This window comes from Plantibacter cousiniae (nom. nud.) (genome assembly GCF_977070315.1).
Genome location: NZ_CDRVEU010000003.1, coordinates 578,208 through 594,579, shown reverse-complemented (window position 1 = coordinate 594,579; position 16,372 = coordinate 578,208). Strand labels below are relative to the sequence as shown.

Below are 16,372 nucleotides of genomic sequence, written 5' to 3'. Positions count from 1 at the left end.
CCAATCCTGTAAAACCTATAAGAATTGCTAGCTGTCTGCGCTCGCCTTGCAGGATAGGGTTGATGCCATGAGCGTCGTCCGCAAAGGTGCAATGCAATGGGCTATGAACACAGGCCGGATGAGCTGAAAACAATCAAAGTCGACGGATGGTCAATGTTCGACTACAACTTTGCTCTGCCCTTTTACGTAGAGGGGGCGGCGGCGTACTTTCCGGTCCTGCTGAATTTTCTGTCACAGCATCGGGGCGTCTGATGAATCTGGGTCGTTATCGCTTCATTCTCCAGCGTCCGTTGCAGCTGCTGCCGGTGCTGTTCGGCATCAGCCTGGTCACCTTCATTCTGGTGCGTTCGATCCCCGGCGATCCGGCGCGCATCCTGCTGGGTTCGCGTTCCACACCGCAGGCCTTGGCCAACATCCGCGCCCAGTATGGTCTGGATGATCCTCTGTGGACACAGTACGTGTATTTCATGAAAAACCTGGTGCAGGGCGATATGGGTAAATCGCTGCTGTACAAGATAGACGTACTCAAGCTGATCAGCACACGGATCGAGCCCACCGTATTTCTGGTGTTGGGCAGCGTTCTGCTGGCGTTGCTGATTGCCGTGCCCCTCGCCACGCTCGCGGCGCGCAACAAAGGCAGTTGGAGCGACAACCTCATCCGCGTCTTCACCACCACCGGGCTGGGCATGCCGGCGTTCTGGCTGGGGATCATGCTGATCCTGATGTTCAGTGTGCAGCTTGGCTGGTTTCCGGTGTCGGGCTACGGCAGCGACTGGCTGGACAAGGTTCATCACCTGGTGCTGCCTTGTCTGACCATCGCTCTGGCCCTGTCTGCGGTGCTGATTCGCAACCTGCGTGCGAGCATGCTCGTGGAGCTGCAAGCCGATCATGTGACGGCGGCCCGGGCGCGTGGCCTCAGTGAAAGTGCGCTGTTTCGGCGCCACGTGTTGCCCAATTCGCTGGTGCCTTCGATCAACCTGCTGGCGGTGAACATCGGCTGGCTGATCAGCGGCACCGTGGTGATCGAAAGTCTGTTTGCGATTCCCGGCATCGGTCAGTTGCTGGTGCGCGGCATCTTCAGCCGCGATTACATGGTGGTGCAGGGTGTGGCGATGGTGCTGGCATGCGCCACGGTGATCGTGAACTTCCTTGCCGATGTGGCCACGGTGGCCATCGACCCGCGGGTGAATATCAAATGACCGTGGCCCATGCGCATCTTCGTCCGCACTGGCGTTCCCGGCTGCGCCTGCGTTTGCGCAATGGCCGGCTGGCGATGCTGCTGGGCGGCTGCTTACTGGGCGGGTGGCTGATACTGGCGCTGTTTGCGCCATGGCTGGCACCTTACGACCCGATCTACCAGAACACCGAGCTGCGCATGCTCGCGCCGCACCTCGCGCATCCGTTCGGCACCGACAATTTTGGTCGCGACATTCTGTCCAGAGTGATCTGGGCGGCACGCGTCGACCTGCAGATCTGCGTGCTCGGGGTGATCTTCCCGTTCATGATCGGGACCTTCATCGGCGCCTTGTCGGGCTACATTGGCGGGCGCTTCGACAACCTGTGCATGCGCGTGATCGACATCGTGCTGGCGTTCCCGTTTCTGGTGTTGATGCTGGCGATCATCGCGATTCTCGGGCCGGGCCTGGGCAGCTTCTACATCGCCATGGCACTGGTGGGCTGGGTGTCTTATGCGCGGCTGATCCGCTCACAGATCCTGGTGCTCAAGGAAAGCGATTTTGCCTTGGCGGCCAAAAGCCTGGGTTTTGGTCACTTGCGTATCCTGTTCCGCCATCTGCTGCCCAACGCGATGTTCGGCTCGATTGTGTTTTCCATGTCTGACGCGGTTCTGGTGCTGCTCAGCGGCGCATCGGTCAGCTATCTGGGCCTGGGTGTGCAACCACCGATGGCGGAGTGGGGGACCATGGTCGCCGAAGGGCAGGCGTTCCTCACCTCGGCGTGGTGGATCTGCACCTTTCCGGGCCTGGCCATCGTGACGTTGGCTATGGGCTTCAGCCTGTTGGCGGACGGCGTCGCCGAAACCCTGGGAGAACGGCAATGAGTACGCCCGTGCTGCAGGTCAGCGAGATGAGCGTGGTGGCGAGCCATGCAGCGAACCATCGAAATCGCGAAGTGACCTTGGTTGACCGGTTGTCGTTCGACCTGCACCAGGGCGAGATTCTAGGGCTGGTCGGTGAAAGTGGCTCTGGCAAGACCATGGCCTGCCGGGCGTTGATGCAATTGATGCCGTCGCCGGATCTGCACGTGCGCGGCGGCTCGGTACGCCTCAATGATGTCGATCTGTTGACGCTGGATGCCGCTGCAATGCGTGCCATGCGCGGACGGCGGATCGGCATGATTTTCCAGAATCCCAGCAGCCACCTGGACCCGCTGATGCGCATCGGCGAGCAGATCGCCGAAGGTGTGCGTCTGCATCAGGGCGCGTCGAAGCGTGAAGCCCGGGCGCAGGCCATCGATCTTTTGCGCCAGGTCGGCATTCCCGATCCGGCGTCGCGTGTGGATAACTTCCCCCACGAATTTTCCGGTGGCATGCGCCAGCGCGCGATGATTGCCGTAGCGCTGGGCTGTGGGCCGCAGGTCCTGATCGCCGATGAGCCGACCACCGCACTGGATGTGACGGTGCAGGCGCAAATCCTGCGTCTGTTGCTGGACTTGCGCGACCGGCACGGGCTGTCGTTGATCATGATCACCCACGACCTCGGCGTGGTGGCGCAAACCTGCGACTCCATCGCGGTGATGTATGCCGGTCGCCTGTGTGAGCACGGCAGCAAGCGCGACGTGCTCGCTCGCGCACGCCATCCTTATACCCACGGCCTGATCGAATGCCAGCCCGCCAGCAGCGCGGGCAGCGAACTGCTACGGACCATTCCCGGTCAGCCGCCCTTGCTCGACGCACTGCCAAGCGGTTGTCGTTTTCATGCCCGCTGCAGTCATGCGGGGGCAGACTGCCCTGACAAGCTGCCGCTGATGCGGCCGATGGGCGTTGCCCATGCTGCGGCCTGTCACCACCCGTTGGTGCAATCCCGGGAGGCCGTTTCATGAGCGGCACCACACTGCTGAACGTCAATGATCTGGTGGTGCGCTTCCCGGCCCCCGGCTCGGGTTTCCTCGGTCTCAAAAAGCGTTGGGTGCACGCCGTCAACGGGGTGTCGCTGAGCATTTGTGCGGGTGAAACGCTGGGTCTGGTCGGCGAGTCCGGCAGCGGCAAGAGCACGCTGGGGCGGGCTATTCTGCGCCTGAATGACATCACCTCCGGGCAGATCGTCTTCGATGACGTCGACATGGCCCAGGGCAGCGGTATCAATCTGCAACGCCTGCGCAGCGAAACCGCGATGGTCTTTCAGGACCCGTCCTCTTCGCTCAACCCGCGCATGACCATCGGTGCGACGCTGGCCGAGGTGCTCGCCGTGCAGCGCAAGGTCGCCACTTCCGACATTCCGGCGCGGGTTATCGAACTGCTCGACATGGTCGGTCTGCGGCCCGAATTTGCCGAACGCAAGCCGGGTGCCTTGAGCGGCGGACAATGTCAGCGTGTCGGTATCGCCCGCGCGCTGGCCATCGAGCCACGGCTGATCATTGCCGACGAGTGTGTGGCGGCACTGGACGTCTCGATTCAAGGGCAGATCATCAACCTGCTGCTGGAGCTGCGCCAGCGCATGAACCTGGCGATTCTGTTCATTGCCCATGACCTGGCCATCGTGCGTCGCCTGTGCGATCGGGTGGCGGTCATGTACCTGGGCAAAATTGTTGAAGAAGGCCCGGTAGAGGAAGTCTTTCTCTCGCCGCGTCACCCCTATACCGCTGCGCTGATTCAGGCGATTCCGGAAATCGATCCGGATCGCTCGTTGCCCGGCGAGCCGTTGCAGGGTGAGCCGCCAAGCCCCCTGCAGCTACCCGACGGCTGCGCGTTTCATCCGCGTTGCCGGTTTGCCAGGCCGACCTGTTCCAGCGTCGCGCCACCGACGCGGCATGTCGGCCAGCAGCGCTACGACTGTGTGCTGGAAGCCCCGATTTTTTGATCCTGATCTGTAACGACATCTGTCCCGACATCGACAAGGAGTTCATGCGTATGAAAGCTCGACCAATGAAAATGCTGACCGTCGCCATGCTGGCGGCCTGTTCACTGGCGGCGGGTGTTGCCGAAGCCGCGGGCGTGCTGACCATCGGCCGTCGTGAGGACGGCACCACGTTCGACCCGATCAAAAGTGCGCAGAACATCGACAACTGGGTGTTTTCCAACGTCTACGATGTGCTGATCCGCGTAGATGACAAAGGCACTAGGCTGGTGCCGGGGCTGGCGGAAAGCTGGTCGATCTCGCCTGACGGGCTGACCTATACGCTCAAGATGCGCCCGGCCAAATTCTCCGATGGCTCGGACCTGACGGCCAGTGACGCAGTGTTCAGCCTGCTGCGAATTCGCGATGACAAGGGTTCGCTGTGGAGCGATTCCTACAAGATTATCGACAAGGCCGTTGCGACAGATCCGCATACGCTGGTCATCACGCTGAAGAATCCTTCGGCCTCGTTCCTCTCGCAACTGGCCCTGCCCAACGTGTCGATTCTCTCCGAGAAAGCCATGAAGAGCATGGGCGAAGAGGCGTATGCCGAGCAGCCTGTCAGCTCCGGCGCATTTACCGTGAAGGAATGGCGGCGCGGTGACCGGGTAATTCTGGCGAAGAACCCCAACTTCTGGGAAGCGCCGAGCGTGAGCCTGGACGGTGTCGAGTGGATCTCGGTGCCGGACGACAACACCCGCACGCTCATGGTCCAGAAGGGCGAGCTCGATGCTGCGATATGGATACCGTTCTCGCGCATCGCAAATCTGCAGAAGGACCCCGATCTGGTGGTCCACCTCGACCCCTCCACTCGCGAGGATCACCTGCTGATCAACCACGAACACGGCGCATTGGCCAAGCCTGAAGTACGTCAGGCGCTGGACATGGCCATCGACAAGAAATCGCTGGTCGAAGCCGCTACCTTCGGGCTGGGCACCGTGGCCAATTCCTACATTCCCAAAGGCGCGCTGTACCACTACGCCGACAACCTGCAACGCCCTTATGACCCGGTGAAGGCCAAACAGATGCTGGCGGGCGCCGGCGCGTCGGACCTGAAACTCAATTACGTGGTCAACGCGGGAAACGAGGTCGACGAGCAAATCGCGGTCATGCTGCAACAGCAACTGGCCAAGGTCGGCGTGACCACAACACTGCAGAAAGTCGACCCGAGCCAGAGCTGGGACATGCTGATTGCCGGTGACTACGACATCTCCGTGATGTACTGGACCAACGACATCCTCGACCCGGACCAGAAGACCACCTTCGTGCTCGGCCACGACACCAACAATAACTACATGACCCATTACAAGAACGACAAGGTCAAGGAGCTGGTCGCTGCCGCACGGGTCGAAATGGACCCGAAAAAGCGCGAGCAGATGTACATCGACCTGCAGAAAATGGCCAAGGCCGACGTCAACTGGATCGACCTCTACTACAGTCCCTACATCAGTGTGTCGCGCAAGAACATCGAGCACTTCGGTCAGAACCCGCTGGGCCGCTTTACGCTCGAGGAAACGGTCAAGAAGTGACATGAACAATGCCTGCCTGATCGGCAGGCATTGTTCAGCGACGTTTCCCGGCCCGGTTTCGGCCGGGAAGCGTTAATTTGTATCCTCAGGTTTACCAAGCCTTCAACAGGCTCTGCGGATGGTAAGGTTGCGGCCTTTTTGCGCTGTACCCCGCGGAGCCGTCATGCATAAACCCACCCCCCGTACCGAATCCCCGAACGCGCTGGCGTTCATCACGCGTTTCTTCGCTGCTGAATCCGCTGGCGGGCTGGTGTTGATGGCGGCTGCGCTGGCGGCCTTGATCGTCGCCAACTCACCGCTGGCCGACAGCTACTTCGCCGCGCTGCACGCAGTGTTCGCCGGGTTGTCGGTTTCGCACTGGATCAATGACGGCCTGATGGCGATCTTCTTCATGCTCGTCGGCCTGGAGATCAAGCGCGAAGTGCTCGCCGGTCAGCTCGCGTCGTGGAACCAGAGAGCCTTGCCAGGCTTTGCGGCACTGTGCGGCATGGTGGTTCCGGCGCTGATCTACGTGGCGTTCAACTGGGGACGGCCAGACACCATCGGCGGCTGGGCCATTCCGGCAGCGACCGATATCGCATTCGCCCTGGGCGTACTGTCCCTGCTGGGCAAGCGCGTACCGCTGTCGCTGAAGATATTCCTGTCTGCACTGGCGATTCTCGATGATCTCGGCGCTGTATTGATCATCGCGCTGTTCTACACCAGCGATCTCTCCATGCCCATGTTGCTGGCAGCGCTGGGTTCCATCGCCGTGCTCGTCGCGCTGAATCGTCTGGGTGTTAAAAAACTGCTGCCTTACCTCATCGTTGGCGCGCTGCTGTGGTTCTTTATGCTCCAGTCCGGCATCCACGCCACCCTCGCTGGCGTTGCGCTTGCGCTGTGCATCCCGTTGGGCAAACCCGATGAAGAGGCTCGCTCGCCACTGCTGCATCTGGAAGAAAAGCTGCACCCGTGGGTGGCGTTTGCCGTCGTGCCGATCTTTGGTTTTGCCAACGCTGGCGTGTCACTGTCGGGCATTACCGCCGACAAGCTCGTGGACCCGGTCCCGCTCGGCGTTGCGCTAGGGCTGCTGGTTGGCAAGCAGGTCGGCATATTCGCCATGGCCGCGCTGGCGATTCGCGCAGGCCTGGCCCGTTTGCCGGACGGCAGCAACTGGGGTCAGCTTTACGGCGTTGCGGCCTTGTGTGGTATCGGCTTCACCATGAGCCTGTTCATCGGCGCACTGGCCTTTCCGGGCGCGCCGGAACTGGTCGACGAGGTCAAAGTGGGTGTGCTGATCGGTTCGGTGTTGTCGGCTGTGTTGGGTGTGGTTGTGTTGCGCAGGTTTGCGCAGCGGGGCTGAATCTGATCGCAATCTGGCATTACAGAAACCGGGCGGCAGGACGATAAAGACGGGACGCGCCAGGGACTCGGCCAACTTCTCCTACTTTGAGAGCCCACAGCATGCTTCACCTGTTCAGTCCCCGTCGTGACAAAAAGGCCCTTCAGCAACTGATCTCCTCGCTCAAGGGCGGCACTGAGCCCGCGCTAGGGGGATGTGCTGAAAAAGCTGCGGTACTTGAATGCTGGAGCTCACTGAGCACCCAGCGTCGCCTTGACGAGCAACGTATTGCCGATCTTGAGCAAGAACTGGAAACTGCCCGCCATCTACTGGGTGAAGCCTCTGCCTCGGCTGCCGCTTATGAAACCCGCTTTGATCTGGTCAACCGTGCATCGAGCGAGGGCCTCTGGGATATGGAGGTGGTCGCGGGCGATCCGGTCAATCCGAACAACCGATTCTGGTGGTCTCAGCAACTACGCACGCTTCTCGGTTTCAACGACGAGCGCGACTTCCCCAACGTACTGGCGAGCTGGGCAGACCGGCTTCATCCTCAGGATAAACAAGCCACGCTCGACGCATTTGCCAAGCATCTGAATGACCGTTCCGGCAACACGCCGTACCGAGTCAAGAATCGTCTGGCGATGAAGAACGGCACGTATCGCTGGTTCTATGCCCAGGGCGAAACGTTAAGAGACGCACGCGGAACGCCGCTGCGGGTCGCCGGCTCTCTTCGGGATATCCACGACGAGCTTGAACGTGATCTTGAACACGATGTAATCATTACCCGATTCGAACTGGCCCGGGAGATGCTCTCCGACGGGCTCTGGGACATGGAGGTCATTGCTGGCGACCCGGTCAATGCGCGCAATCCTTTTTGGTGGTCTCCACAATTCAGGCGTCTGCTGGGTTTTGAAACGGTGGAAGAGTTTCCCGACGTACTGGATAGCTGGGCGTCACGGCTGCACCCTGAAGACAAGGAGCGCAGTCTGACGGCTTTTGGTGAGCACCTGAATGACCGGACTGGCAAGACGCCGTTCGATATCGAGTACCGCCTGAAGATGAAAACCGGCGAGTACCGCTGGTTCCGTGCGCGCGGCCAGACTCGCCGTGACCCCGAAGGTGTTCCACTCAGGGTGGTGGGTGCGTTGGTGGATGTGCATTTGAAGCATGAACAGGACGCTCTTCGCGACACCGAAGCACAGCATCAGAAAAACCTGGAAGAGAACATCGCTCAACTGACCCAGATAGTTGGCACTATCCAGAGCATTGCCAGCCAGACCAACCTCCTGGCGCTCAATGCGGCAATCGAAGCTGCGCGCGCCGGTGAGGCAGGGCGGGGCTTTGCGGTTGTGGCAGATGAAGTCCGCAAGCTGGCGACCCGAACGACCGAAGCGACGGAGCAGGCGGCAAGCATGATGAGCCGCTCATGAAACCAGCCTTCGCTTTTTGATCGCAGCAAAAAAAACGCCTCCGCAAGGGAGGCGTTCTTTCAACTCAGCACATCAGACACATCAAGCCAGGTCGAAGCGGTCCAGGTTCATCACCTTGGTCCAGGCTGCCACGAAGTCTTTGACGAACTTCTCGTGAGCATCCGAGCTGCCATACACCTCGGAAATCGCACGCAGTTGAGCATGCGAGCCGAAGACCAGGTCGACACGGGTGCCGGTCCATTTCACTGCGCCAGTCTTGCGGTCACGGGCCTCGAAGGTATCAGTGCCACCTGCGGTCGCTTTCCACTCCACGCCCATGTCCAGCAGGTTCTTGAAAAAGTCGTTGGTCAGGGTGCCCGGCTGATCAGTGAAGACGCCATGCTTGCTCTGTCCGACGTTGATGTTCAAGACCCGCAGGCCGCCCAGCAGTACAGTCATTTCCGGTGCAGTCAGGGTCAGCAATTGCGCCTTGTCGACCAGCAACGATTCTGCCGAGACCTTGTAATGCCCCTTCTGATAGTTGCGGAAACCATCAGCGATTGGCTCAAGGAAGCCGAACGACTCAACATCGGTCTGCTCTTGAGACGCATCGGCGCGGCCCGGTGCGAATGGAACGGTGACGTGCTGGCCTGCATTTTTCGAAGCCTGCTCGACACCTGCGTTACCCGCCAGGACGATCAGGTCGGCGATTGAAACCTTCTTGCCACTCGACTGACCCGCGTTGAATTCGCTCTGAATGCCCTCGAGGGTCTTCAGCACGCCCGCCAGTTGGTCGGGCTGGTTGACCGCCCAATCCTTCTGCGGAGCCAGACGCAGACGGCCGCCATTGGCACCACCGCGCTTGTCCGAGCCACGGAAGGTAGAAGCTGCCGCCCAAGCCGTCGATACCAGCTGCGAGACCGAAAGGCCCGAAGCGAGAATCCTGGCCTTGAGTGCGGCCACATCCTGATCATCGACCAACGCATGATCAACGTTTGGAATCGGGTCCTGCCACAGCAGCTCTTCGGTCGGTGTTTCCGGGCCGAGGTAGCGGGCCAGCGGGCCCATGTCACGGTGAGTCAGCTTGAACCAGGCGCGGGCGAACGCGTCGGCCAGTTGCTCAGGGTTGTTCAGGAAGCGGCGGGAGATCTGCTCGTAAGCCGGATCGAAGCGCAGCGCCAGGTCAGAGGTCAGCATGCTCGGTGCATGACGCTTGGAGGGATCGTGGGCATCCGGAATCTTGCCCGCGCCAGCGCCGTTCTTCGGCGTCCACTGATGCGCGCCTGCCGGGCTTTTGGTCAGTTCCCATTCGAAGCCAAAGAGGTTTTCGAGGTACTCGTTGCTCCATTTGGTCGGCGTCGAAGTCCAGGTCACTTCCAGGCCACTGGTGATGGTGTCACCACCCTTGCCGCTGCCGAATTTGTTTCTCCAGCCAAAACCCTGCTCTTCAAGGCCGGCTGCTTCAGGCTCCGGACCAACGTTGTCGGCAGGGCCGGCACCGTGGGTCTTGCCGAAGGCGTGACCACCGGCGATCAGCGCCACGGTCTCTTCGTCATTCATCGCCATACGACCGAAGGTTTCACGGATATCCCTTGCCGAAGCAACCGGGTCCGGCACACCCTCAGGGCCTTCAGGGTTCACATAGATCAAGCCCATCTGCACGGCGGCGAGCGGGTTTTCCAGATTGCGTTCGCCGCTGGCAGTACGGCTTTCTTCGTTGGCATGGTTCTCCGGCTCGGCCACCAGCGTGCCGTCGCCCGGTTGCTGCATTTTCTTCTGCGCGCCGTAGCGCTCTTCACCACCCAGCCAGGTGGTCTCGGAACCCCAGTACACGTCTTCTTCCGGTTCCCAGACATCCGCGCGACCACCGGAGAAACCGAAGGTCTTGAAGCCCATGGACTCCAGCGCGACGTTACCGGTCAGCACGATCAGGTCAGCCCAGGAAATCTTGCGGCCATACTTCTGCTTGACCGGCCAGATCAGGCGGCGCGCCTTATCCAGGCTGACGTTGTCAGGCCAGCTGTTGAGCGGCGCAAAACGTTGCTGACCGGCACCGGCACCGCCACGACCATCGCCTGTGCGGTAGGTACCGGCGCTGTGCCAGGCCATACGAATGAACAGCGGGCCATAGTGGCCGAAGTCTGCCGGCCACCAGTCCTGGGACTGAGTCATGACGTTGCGCAGGTCCTGTTTGACCGCTTCGATGTCAAGGCTCTTGAATTCCTTGGCATAGTCGAAGCTCTCGCCCATCGGGTCGGATAGCGAGGAATGCTGATGCAGGATCTTCAGATTCAGCTGCTTGGGCCACCAATCACGGTTGGTAGTGCCGCCGCCAGCAGCGTGGTTGAAGGGGCATTTCGATTCAGTTGACATGCTTGATACACCTTTTTTGTCATTTGCATCCGGCCATCCAGTCCACTCTCGGGACCTCAGACAGTGATGACGGAACTCAACAGCACTGGGTTCATGCCGGCCGTTCGGTCAACGATCGGGCCAGCTCTACAGATACGCAGCACAGCGATCATCAGATTGCTGCGAGGCAAGCCCGCAACGTGCGTCGCAAACTTGAGCTCATTCTTATCTCCTTATCAGGGTGGAACCGCGCGGCTCTCACCGACGCTTATCCAGATTAGCCTTCTTCGCGAAGATTTCTAATAGAAAGAACATTGCGGGTTGATAGGCAGACTCTGGCGGCGCTGTCATCAAGGCATCAAGCGGCTCTGCTAATCTGTCCAGCCCATGAGACTGCAGGCCAGGCTTAGCCCATGATCACGATTCGCCGCATGACCCTGGACGACTACGACGCGGTCATCGAACTGATGCGCAGCACGCCGGGTATTTCCCTGCGCGACGCCGATTCACGCGAAGCGACCGCACGTTACCTTGAACGCAACCCCGGCATGAGCTTCGTCGCCGAGGCAGGCGGCGCTCTGTGCGGCTGTGTGATGTGCGGGCACGACGGACGCCGCGGTTATCTGCAGCATCTGATCGTGCTGCCCGAGTATCGCCGGCGCGGTATTGCCCATGAGTTGGTTGAACGCTGCCTCGAGTGTCTGGACGCGCTGGGTATTTACAAGTGTCACCTGGACGTCATGAAGAGTAATGAAGCGGCCGGGCGTTATTGGCACGGGCAGGGGTGGACGTTGCGGGAGGATATCGATCGGTATTCGAAGGTGCGGCGGGGCGGGAATGTTTGAAGGGGGAGACGGGCGCTACGCATGCGTAGGGGCGTCAACTAATTGCATCGCTTGATTCTGCTTTGTCGTGCTGGCAGCGCTCGGTGAAACTATCCTGCCTTCAAAGGCGATACATTTTCTGCCACTGCGCTTGGCGTGATAGAGGTTCTCATCAGCCTCTTTCAACAGGTCATTGAACGTTTCAACCCGCGACAAACTTGCAACACCGCCACTGAATGAATAGGGCACTTGAGCCGTTTCATCCCTTTGCGTGAGCATCAATAACTCTTCCAGTGCGTGTACGGCGTCTGTGGCGTTCGCCGCCGATAAGATCACACCAAACTCTTCCCCACCCAAGCGCCCAAAAGCGATTCGCCCCTTTGTGTCTTTGAGGCGTGTCGCAAAACTTATAAGGACATTGTCGCCCACCTCATGCCCATGGGTGTCGTTGATACTTTTAAAGTGATCCAGATCAAGCATGGCAAACCACAACGACGATTTTTCAGCGGACGCCAGCGCAGTATTCAGACTGTCAACCAGCGCACGGCGATTGGGGGCGTGCGTGAGGGTGTCGGTTTCGGACAGTTCCTGATAGCGGTCCCTGGCTGCCATGGTCTGCATGATCAGGCTCAGGAAGGTCGCATTCAGGCAGCCGCCCAGCAAGGTCGAACTGATCAGGAACACATAAAACAGCGGCTTATGGCCCACGCCGATGGCCGTCAGGTCCGTGTGCCACATGATCAACCAGATCAGCGCTGTGGCGGCGATGTAATCAATAAACTTGACGAAGAATACGCTCATTCCCGTGATGAGCAGGGAGGTGACAACCAGCCCCCACATCGACGCTTCCACGCCCATGCGTTCGATCTGTTCATTGAACAGAAAGGTCAGTGACGCCATGTAAATAATGCCGAACAGACGCCACGCCAGCATGCTCCTGCTATTGGACGTGACAATGATCGACAGCGTCGCCCCCGTCAGCGCGCAACAGATGAATACATCCAGTGATCGATCAATGGACGGATTCAGGCACCAACTGATAACCCAACTGAAAAGACCGATCAGTTGAGACAGCTTCAAGGGTATGAAAATAGAGTTTTTCAGGTTTCTTCTTTGCGGCATGTGCAGTTTTCCATACTTACGCCAGCCGAACCATTATCGACGGCACACGCCTTGGTCGAGAGGGGTGATGATATATGGCCACTATACGTGATTGTCAGATGGGGGGCATGGCCGCTGGTCTTGCTGTGGGCGGCGCGCGCAGGCCTTGTTGAATGAGGGGCAGGGCAGCGGCCAGTCTGATCTACAGTTGCTTGCGCATAGGTACGCATGCCAAACGTAGCCCTGAGGGGGAGATGTAGACAGCATGGGCGCTTCCTGTGAAGCCACAGCGTTGATAGAACCTCTCCGCATTCAATGTGGCTTCGAGATGGATTTCGGTGAGTCCTGCCTCTCGTGCCAAATGCTCAAGATGAGCGACCATCTTTTTACCTATTCCCTGGCCCATGAATGAGGGCAATACGAAGATCGCCTCCAGCTCCCCGCTCTCAAGATTGATCACTCCTGTTGCCACAGGAACTCCATTGACGCAGGCCAGGTAATAATCTTTTTCGACCCAGGATCTGTATTTATCCGTGAGCGGAACGCAGGTCCACGCCACCACTTGGTCGTGCGTATAAACGGAGTTGCATTGATTCTGAATTGCCTGAAAGCGAATATTGAACGCTGCCTCGGCATCGCATCGTTTAGCTCGACGGACCTGTAGCATTTTTATGCTCCTGAAACGGGGGCCATCGTGAACGGAGAATAAAAAAGCCCCATCCATTCCTGGCGGGGCTCTAGTCAATGCACTTGGTAGTTACGCGCGCATCACTCTATGGCCCGCACGAGGCGGTCATTGAGGTTTGCATGATGTTTGGTCGGTTAGGATTGGTCATTGATTTATAGTCTGGGGGATTGGGTTGGGTGTCAATGGGGGGCTATAAACCTGAGAGTGCCGTCGAGTAGGCTTGGAGTACCGCGTGATGCTGGCAAGGCATAGATGAGCTTGGGGGGCAGCTGATCTGCTTGGGGCGAGTACTCACTGAATTTTAGGTCAAAAAAGACGCATTTGGGCGTCTTGGATGTGCCGGGGTAATTTGAATTGGATTGTTAGGTATTTGATTTAATTGCTTAATGTGAGTTTGTAAATTTCTTTGGAATACCGATTGGAATACCGAGAGAAGCTGGAATGAGCAATATGCTTCGTTTCCGTATCTTGCAAAGGACGGCCAAAAGGATCATCTGTTTACTCGAAGCCGGGCAAGCTGAGCATGCCGCCTTTGGTGCGCTTGCCAAAGCCGGTGGGCATTAGGATTTTGTGTTTTTTCATCTCTGCGAGTACCGACAACCATTCGGTTTTGCCAAAGCGTAGCTTGGTGTCGTTCCAGCTATGCATGACTTCGTCCACGATGGCGTCATCGGAAACCGGGCGGCCCTCCAGGATGAAGTCGTTCCAAGCGGCGTAAAGTGTTACGGTCATTTCGCAACGATCGGTATCCCAGCCTCGCATCAGCTCGATAACCTGATCAATAGAGGCACGTTCTGCGGCTAACCAGGCGTTCTCATATGCCTGCTGATGTTGCCCTGCCTGGCACAGCGGGTGGTAGGCATAGCCAACAGTCTCGCGTTCGATGCGCTCGTACCATTTACGGTTTTGCAACTCACCTTCGATCTGATTCATCAATTGGCGATCGTGGGGGCCCGCGGCGTCGCGCAGATAGTCACCCTGGATAGCGGCGAGCCTGGCCACGTGCTCTGCCAGATAAATCACTTTCTGCAGCTTGCGTTGGCCGAAGGTACGTTGGCTATGCAGTTGATGAGTAATTTCTGCGGCGAGCAGGGTGCGAGCTGTTTGCCGATCCGTGGCAATTGGAACCTGCAGACCATCTTCGGTCAGGGCACGTTCGATCAGAGTGCTGGCTAATTGTTCGTTCAACTGGCGTGCATGGGTTAGGCGAGGTTTTAGTTGGTCGCAGAGCGCCATCAATTGATCGAGTTTGGCGACTATGCGGTGTTGTTCTGCGAGAGGGGGAGGGGGAATAAGATGCACCCCATTTTTTCAGGGGATGTGTGCTTCACTTTCATTCCAGTCGAGCTATCGGCAATGCACGCCCTCAGAAATGGTCCGTTGAAGTAGTGGAAGACATACTCAGGCGAAAGAAGCTTGCGATTAAAAACTAGTTTCCCCAACCGCTGATTATGCAAATAGGTTTTGCCATCTGTTGGGACAAAGGCGGCACTTCCCAAAAGTCCTGCAGCCTGTTCGGTCATCGCAACGATCAGATCACCTGGATCAAGAATGAATTCTTGCGATACTGGGCCGCGATAGTATTTGGTTCGGCTGCCACGTTCTCTGAAGCCACCCGTCTCTAAGAAGTTTCCTGGCGTGGTTAAAATTAGCGAGGAGGCAGATTCACTGAAATATGAACTTGAAAAAGCATAGCCGTGTTTGATAGAAACTAAATCATTGATCCGGCACCATTCCCACCCCCTCGATAACGCAAATGGCTTTTCCTCTTCCCCAATTTTCGCCAGTGGCTTCTGCTTCTTGAGCTTCCCCTCATATACCAATCGCGCTTTTTCCTCCGCAATGTGCTTGAGCAGTTCACTGGCCGGTTCATCGCTGGGATCTTGCGGAACCAGCTTGCCCATCACGGCCAGGTGCAGCAGGGTTTGTTTGAGGGCGACAATGCTGGGTTCGGTGGTGAACAAGGTGTGGAAGTGTTCAGCCATCCGCCCGTTCGGTTGCCTCAATGCCAACCCGCTGTTGGCGGGCACCGGCGGTTCTCTGCCTGCCGGCGTGAATGCTGTGGCCGGGTCGGTGCTGGCGGACGGATACAAGGCCGTAGGCTCTGGCCTGGCCGGTATCACCACGCGCTGGTTCAAGGAGCCTGCCGCCTATGGCGAGGCGCAGTGCATCGAGCTGCGTGGCAACATGGCGGCGGCGGGCGGCTACATCTACATGCAACCCACGGCCAACGTGGTGCAGACCAACCTGGCGGCCGGCGACGTTATCGAAATGGTGTCGGCAGTGGAAATCACTGGTTCGTCGCGCGGCATTCTGGCTTGGGAGGCTGAGTTGACCATCACCAAGACGGTCAGCGGTGCATCGTCCACGTTTTACTATCGGTCGATGGACAAGTACCAAGAGCCGTTCACCATGCCGGCCAGCTTTTCCGGGGCGTTGGAAACGCAGCGCGGCACGATTGACCTGAGTGAAACCGTGATCACCTCGCGCATGGGCCTGTACCTGGCTGCAGGCGTGCCGCAGGACTCGACGGTCAAGGCCGCGCAGTTCGGGATACGCAAGGTTTAAATATTTTTGCCGAGGATGAGGTGCGCTTTTGAACGAGCTCAGTCGCTTGGGTTTCTGCTAAGCTATCCTCTAATATAAATATTACCTGCTGTTTATGCTAAAACCCTCGATAGGGATTTCTTCGGTTCGATTGTAAATTGGCAAAGTGCTAAAGTCAGTCTTTTCAAGAGCTTCGCAGTTCCATGCCTTGGTTTGGGCTGCGTTATACAACATGCCCAACGTCATTGGCGTCTTTGCGCGCCGATCTTTAGATCTGAAGAATACTAAAATGTCAGTCCCTTCTGGCTTGAAGTAACGGTAGTGGTCGTAGTCGCCGGATTCAACACCAAAGTGTTCGAAAAAATCCTTCATAAAGTCACTGGCGTCGTCACCATCAAGCCCTAGCTCCCAACTGACTTTAGTAGCGAGGCTGAGAGTCTCGAATGCCTTTCGACCAAATCCAACATAAAAGTAGATTCTCTCTACAAGATAATCAACTACTTCATAGTTTAGATCGCTTCTATCCAT

The 16,372-nt window shown here is 58.2% G+C and carries 16 protein-coding genes; 10 read left to right on the top strand and 6 right to left on the bottom strand.

From position 1 onward, the window contains the following. The first annotated feature begins 96 nt into the window (after positions 1–96). The 8 genes from ACW55A_RS09520 to ACW55A_RS09485 all read left to right on the top strand — a co-directional run bounded on the left by ACW55A_RS09520 (position 97) and on the right by ACW55A_RS09485 (position 8,353). Positions 97–252 carry a hypothetical protein gene (locus tag ACW55A_RS09520; protein WP_003368637.1) on the top strand — a complete coding sequence of 52 codons (156 nt, stop codon included), beginning with the start codon at positions 97–99 and terminating at the stop codon, positions 250–252. Next, a complete protein-coding gene (locus tag ACW55A_RS09515) occupies positions 252–1,199 on the top strand; it encodes an ABC transporter permease (RefSeq protein WP_455809113.1) in 948 nt (315 codons plus the stop codon). The genes ACW55A_RS09520 and ACW55A_RS09515 overlap by 1 nt, the downstream gene beginning before the upstream one ends. After that, the gene (locus ACW55A_RS09510) at positions 1,196–2,059 is read left to right on the top strand and encodes an ABC transporter permease (RefSeq protein WP_044309452.1); all 864 of its coding nucleotides are present in this window, start codon (positions 1,196–1,198) and stop codon (positions 2,057–2,059) included. The genes ACW55A_RS09515 and ACW55A_RS09510 overlap by 4 nt, the downstream gene beginning before the upstream one ends. After that, positions 2,056–3,060 carry an ABC transporter ATP-binding protein gene (locus ACW55A_RS09505; protein ID WP_072366382.1) on the top strand — a complete coding sequence of 335 codons (1,005 nt, stop codon included), beginning with the start codon at positions 2,056–2,058 and terminating at the stop codon, positions 3,058–3,060. The genes ACW55A_RS09510 and ACW55A_RS09505 overlap by 4 nt, the downstream gene beginning before the upstream one ends. Next, a complete protein-coding gene (locus ACW55A_RS09500) occupies positions 3,057–4,037 on the top strand; it encodes an ABC transporter ATP-binding protein (protein ID WP_455809114.1) in 981 nt (326 codons plus the stop codon). Before ACW55A_RS09505 ends, ACW55A_RS09500 begins: the two co-directional genes overlap by 4 nt. Positions 4,038–4,087: 50 nt before the next feature. Then, positions 4,088–5,602 carry an ABC transporter substrate-binding protein gene (locus ACW55A_RS09495; RefSeq protein WP_455809115.1) on the top strand — a complete coding sequence of 505 codons (1,515 nt, stop codon included), beginning with the start codon at positions 4,088–4,090 and terminating at the stop codon, positions 5,600–5,602. Between the two features lie 163 nt (positions 5,603–5,765). Further along, on the top strand, positions 5,766–6,944 hold the full coding sequence (nhaA, locus tag ACW55A_RS09490; RefSeq protein WP_498810866.1) for a Na+/H+ antiporter NhaA: 1,179 nt from the start codon (positions 5,766–5,768) through the stop codon (positions 6,942–6,944). A gap of 101 nt (positions 6,945–7,045) precedes the next feature. After that, the gene (locus tag ACW55A_RS09485; protein WP_003431576.1) at positions 7,046–8,353 is read left to right on the top strand and encodes a methyl-accepting chemotaxis protein; all 1,308 of its coding nucleotides are present in this window, start codon (positions 7,046–7,048) and stop codon (positions 8,351–8,353) included. A gap of 81 nt (positions 8,354–8,434) precedes the next feature. Here ACW55A_RS09485 and katG read toward each other — a convergent pair whose 3' ends face one another. Next, on the bottom strand, positions 8,435–10,705 hold the full coding sequence (gene katG, locus ACW55A_RS09480; RefSeq protein WP_455809117.1) for a catalase/peroxidase HPI: 2,271 nt from the start codon (positions 10,703–10,705) through the stop codon (positions 8,435–8,437). Between the two features lie 392 nt (positions 10,706–11,097). Between katG and ACW55A_RS09475 the strand changes: the two genes are divergently transcribed. Then, the gene (locus tag ACW55A_RS09475; RefSeq protein WP_003431571.1) at positions 11,098–11,529 is read left to right on the top strand and encodes a GNAT family N-acetyltransferase; all 432 of its coding nucleotides are present in this window, start codon (positions 11,098–11,100) and stop codon (positions 11,527–11,529) included. A gap of 15 nt (positions 11,530–11,544) precedes the next feature. On the opposite strand, the gene ACW55A_RS09470 is transcribed toward ACW55A_RS09475, so the two are convergent. The 4 genes from ACW55A_RS09470 to ACW55A_RS09455 form a co-directional block, all read right to left on the bottom strand. Then, positions 11,545–12,630, bottom strand: a complete 1,086-nt coding sequence (locus tag ACW55A_RS09470) for a GGDEF domain-containing protein (protein WP_455809118.1) — start codon at positions 12,628–12,630, stop codon at positions 11,545–11,547. Positions 12,631–12,811: 181 nt separating this feature from the next. Continuing rightward, the gene (locus ACW55A_RS09465; RefSeq protein WP_181016980.1) at positions 12,812–13,276 is read right to left on the bottom strand and encodes a GNAT family N-acetyltransferase; all 465 of its coding nucleotides are present in this window, start codon (positions 13,274–13,276) and stop codon (positions 12,812–12,814) included. A gap of 519 nt (positions 13,277–13,795) precedes the next feature. Continuing rightward, positions 13,796–14,485, bottom strand: coding sequence for a hypothetical protein (locus ACW55A_RS09460; protein WP_498810867.1), 690 nt, complete (start codon positions 14,483–14,485; stop codon positions 13,796–13,798). A gap of 68 nt (positions 14,486–14,553) precedes the next feature. Beyond that, a complete protein-coding gene (locus ACW55A_RS09455; protein ID WP_499140266.1) occupies positions 14,554–15,282 on the bottom strand; it encodes a restriction endonuclease subunit S domain-containing protein in 729 nt (242 codons plus the stop codon). On the opposite strand from ACW55A_RS09455, the gene ACW55A_RS09450 reads away from it, so the two are divergent. Continuing rightward, the gene (locus ACW55A_RS09450; RefSeq protein WP_498810868.1) at positions 15,263–15,865 is read left to right on the top strand and encodes a hypothetical protein; all 603 of its coding nucleotides are present in this window, start codon (positions 15,263–15,265) and stop codon (positions 15,863–15,865) included. The genes ACW55A_RS09455 and ACW55A_RS09450 overlap by 20 nt on opposite strands. 81 nt (positions 15,866–15,946) lie before the next feature. Here ACW55A_RS09450 and ACW55A_RS09445 read toward each other — a convergent pair whose 3' ends face one another. Next, on the bottom strand, positions 15,947–16,372 hold the full coding sequence (locus tag ACW55A_RS09445) for a DUF1493 family protein (protein WP_498810869.1): 426 nt from the start codon (positions 16,370–16,372) through the stop codon (positions 15,947–15,949).

What these genes read in the sequence shown, in the direction of transcription:
- ACW55A_RS09520 (WP_003368637.1), top strand. Translation starts at nt 97, where the DNA reads ATGGGCTATGAACACAGGCCGGATGAGCTGAAAACAATCAAAGTCGAC.
- ACW55A_RS09515 (WP_455809113.1), top strand. Translation starts at nt 252, where the DNA reads ATGAATCTGGGTCGTTATCGCTTCATTCTCCAGCGTCCGTTGCAGCTG.
- ACW55A_RS09510 (WP_044309452.1), top strand. Translation starts at nt 1,196, where the DNA reads ATGACCGTGGCCCATGCGCATCTTCGTCCGCACTGGCGTTCCCGGCTG.
- ACW55A_RS09505 (WP_072366382.1), top strand. Translation starts at nt 2,056, where the DNA reads ATGAGTACGCCCGTGCTGCAGGTCAGCGAGATGAGCGTGGTGGCGAGC.
- ACW55A_RS09500 (WP_455809114.1), top strand. Translation starts at nt 3,057, where the DNA reads ATGAGCGGCACCACACTGCTGAACGTCAATGATCTGGTGGTGCGCTTC.
- ACW55A_RS09495 (WP_455809115.1), top strand. Translation starts at nt 4,088, where the DNA reads ATGAAAGCTCGACCAATGAAAATGCTGACCGTCGCCATGCTGGCGGCC.
- nhaA (WP_498810866.1), top strand. Translation starts at nt 5,766, where the DNA reads ATGCATAAACCCACCCCCCGTACCGAATCCCCGAACGCGCTGGCGTTC.
- ACW55A_RS09485 (WP_003431576.1), top strand. Translation starts at nt 7,046, where the DNA reads ATGCTTCACCTGTTCAGTCCCCGTCGTGACAAAAAGGCCCTTCAGCAA.
- katG (WP_455809117.1), bottom strand. Translation starts at nt 10,705, where the DNA reads ATGTCAACTGAATCGAAATGCCCCTTCAACCACGCTGCTGGCGGCGGC.
- ACW55A_RS09475 (WP_003431571.1), top strand. Translation starts at nt 11,098, where the DNA reads ATGATCACGATTCGCCGCATGACCCTGGACGACTACGACGCGGTCATC.
- ACW55A_RS09470 (WP_455809118.1), bottom strand. Translation starts at nt 12,630, where the DNA reads ATGCCGCAAAGAAGAAACCTGAAAAACTCTATTTTCATACCCTTGAAG.
- ACW55A_RS09465 (WP_181016980.1), bottom strand. Translation starts at nt 13,276, where the DNA reads ATGCTACAGGTCCGTCGAGCTAAACGATGCGATGCCGAGGCAGCGTTC.
- ACW55A_RS09455 (WP_499140266.1), bottom strand. Translation starts at nt 15,282, where the DNA reads ATGGCTGAACACTTCCACACCTTGTTCACCACCGAACCCAGCATTGTC.
- ACW55A_RS09445 (WP_498810869.1), bottom strand. Translation starts at nt 16,372, where the DNA reads ATGGATAGAAGCGATCTAAACTATGAAGTAGTTGATTATCTTGTAGAG.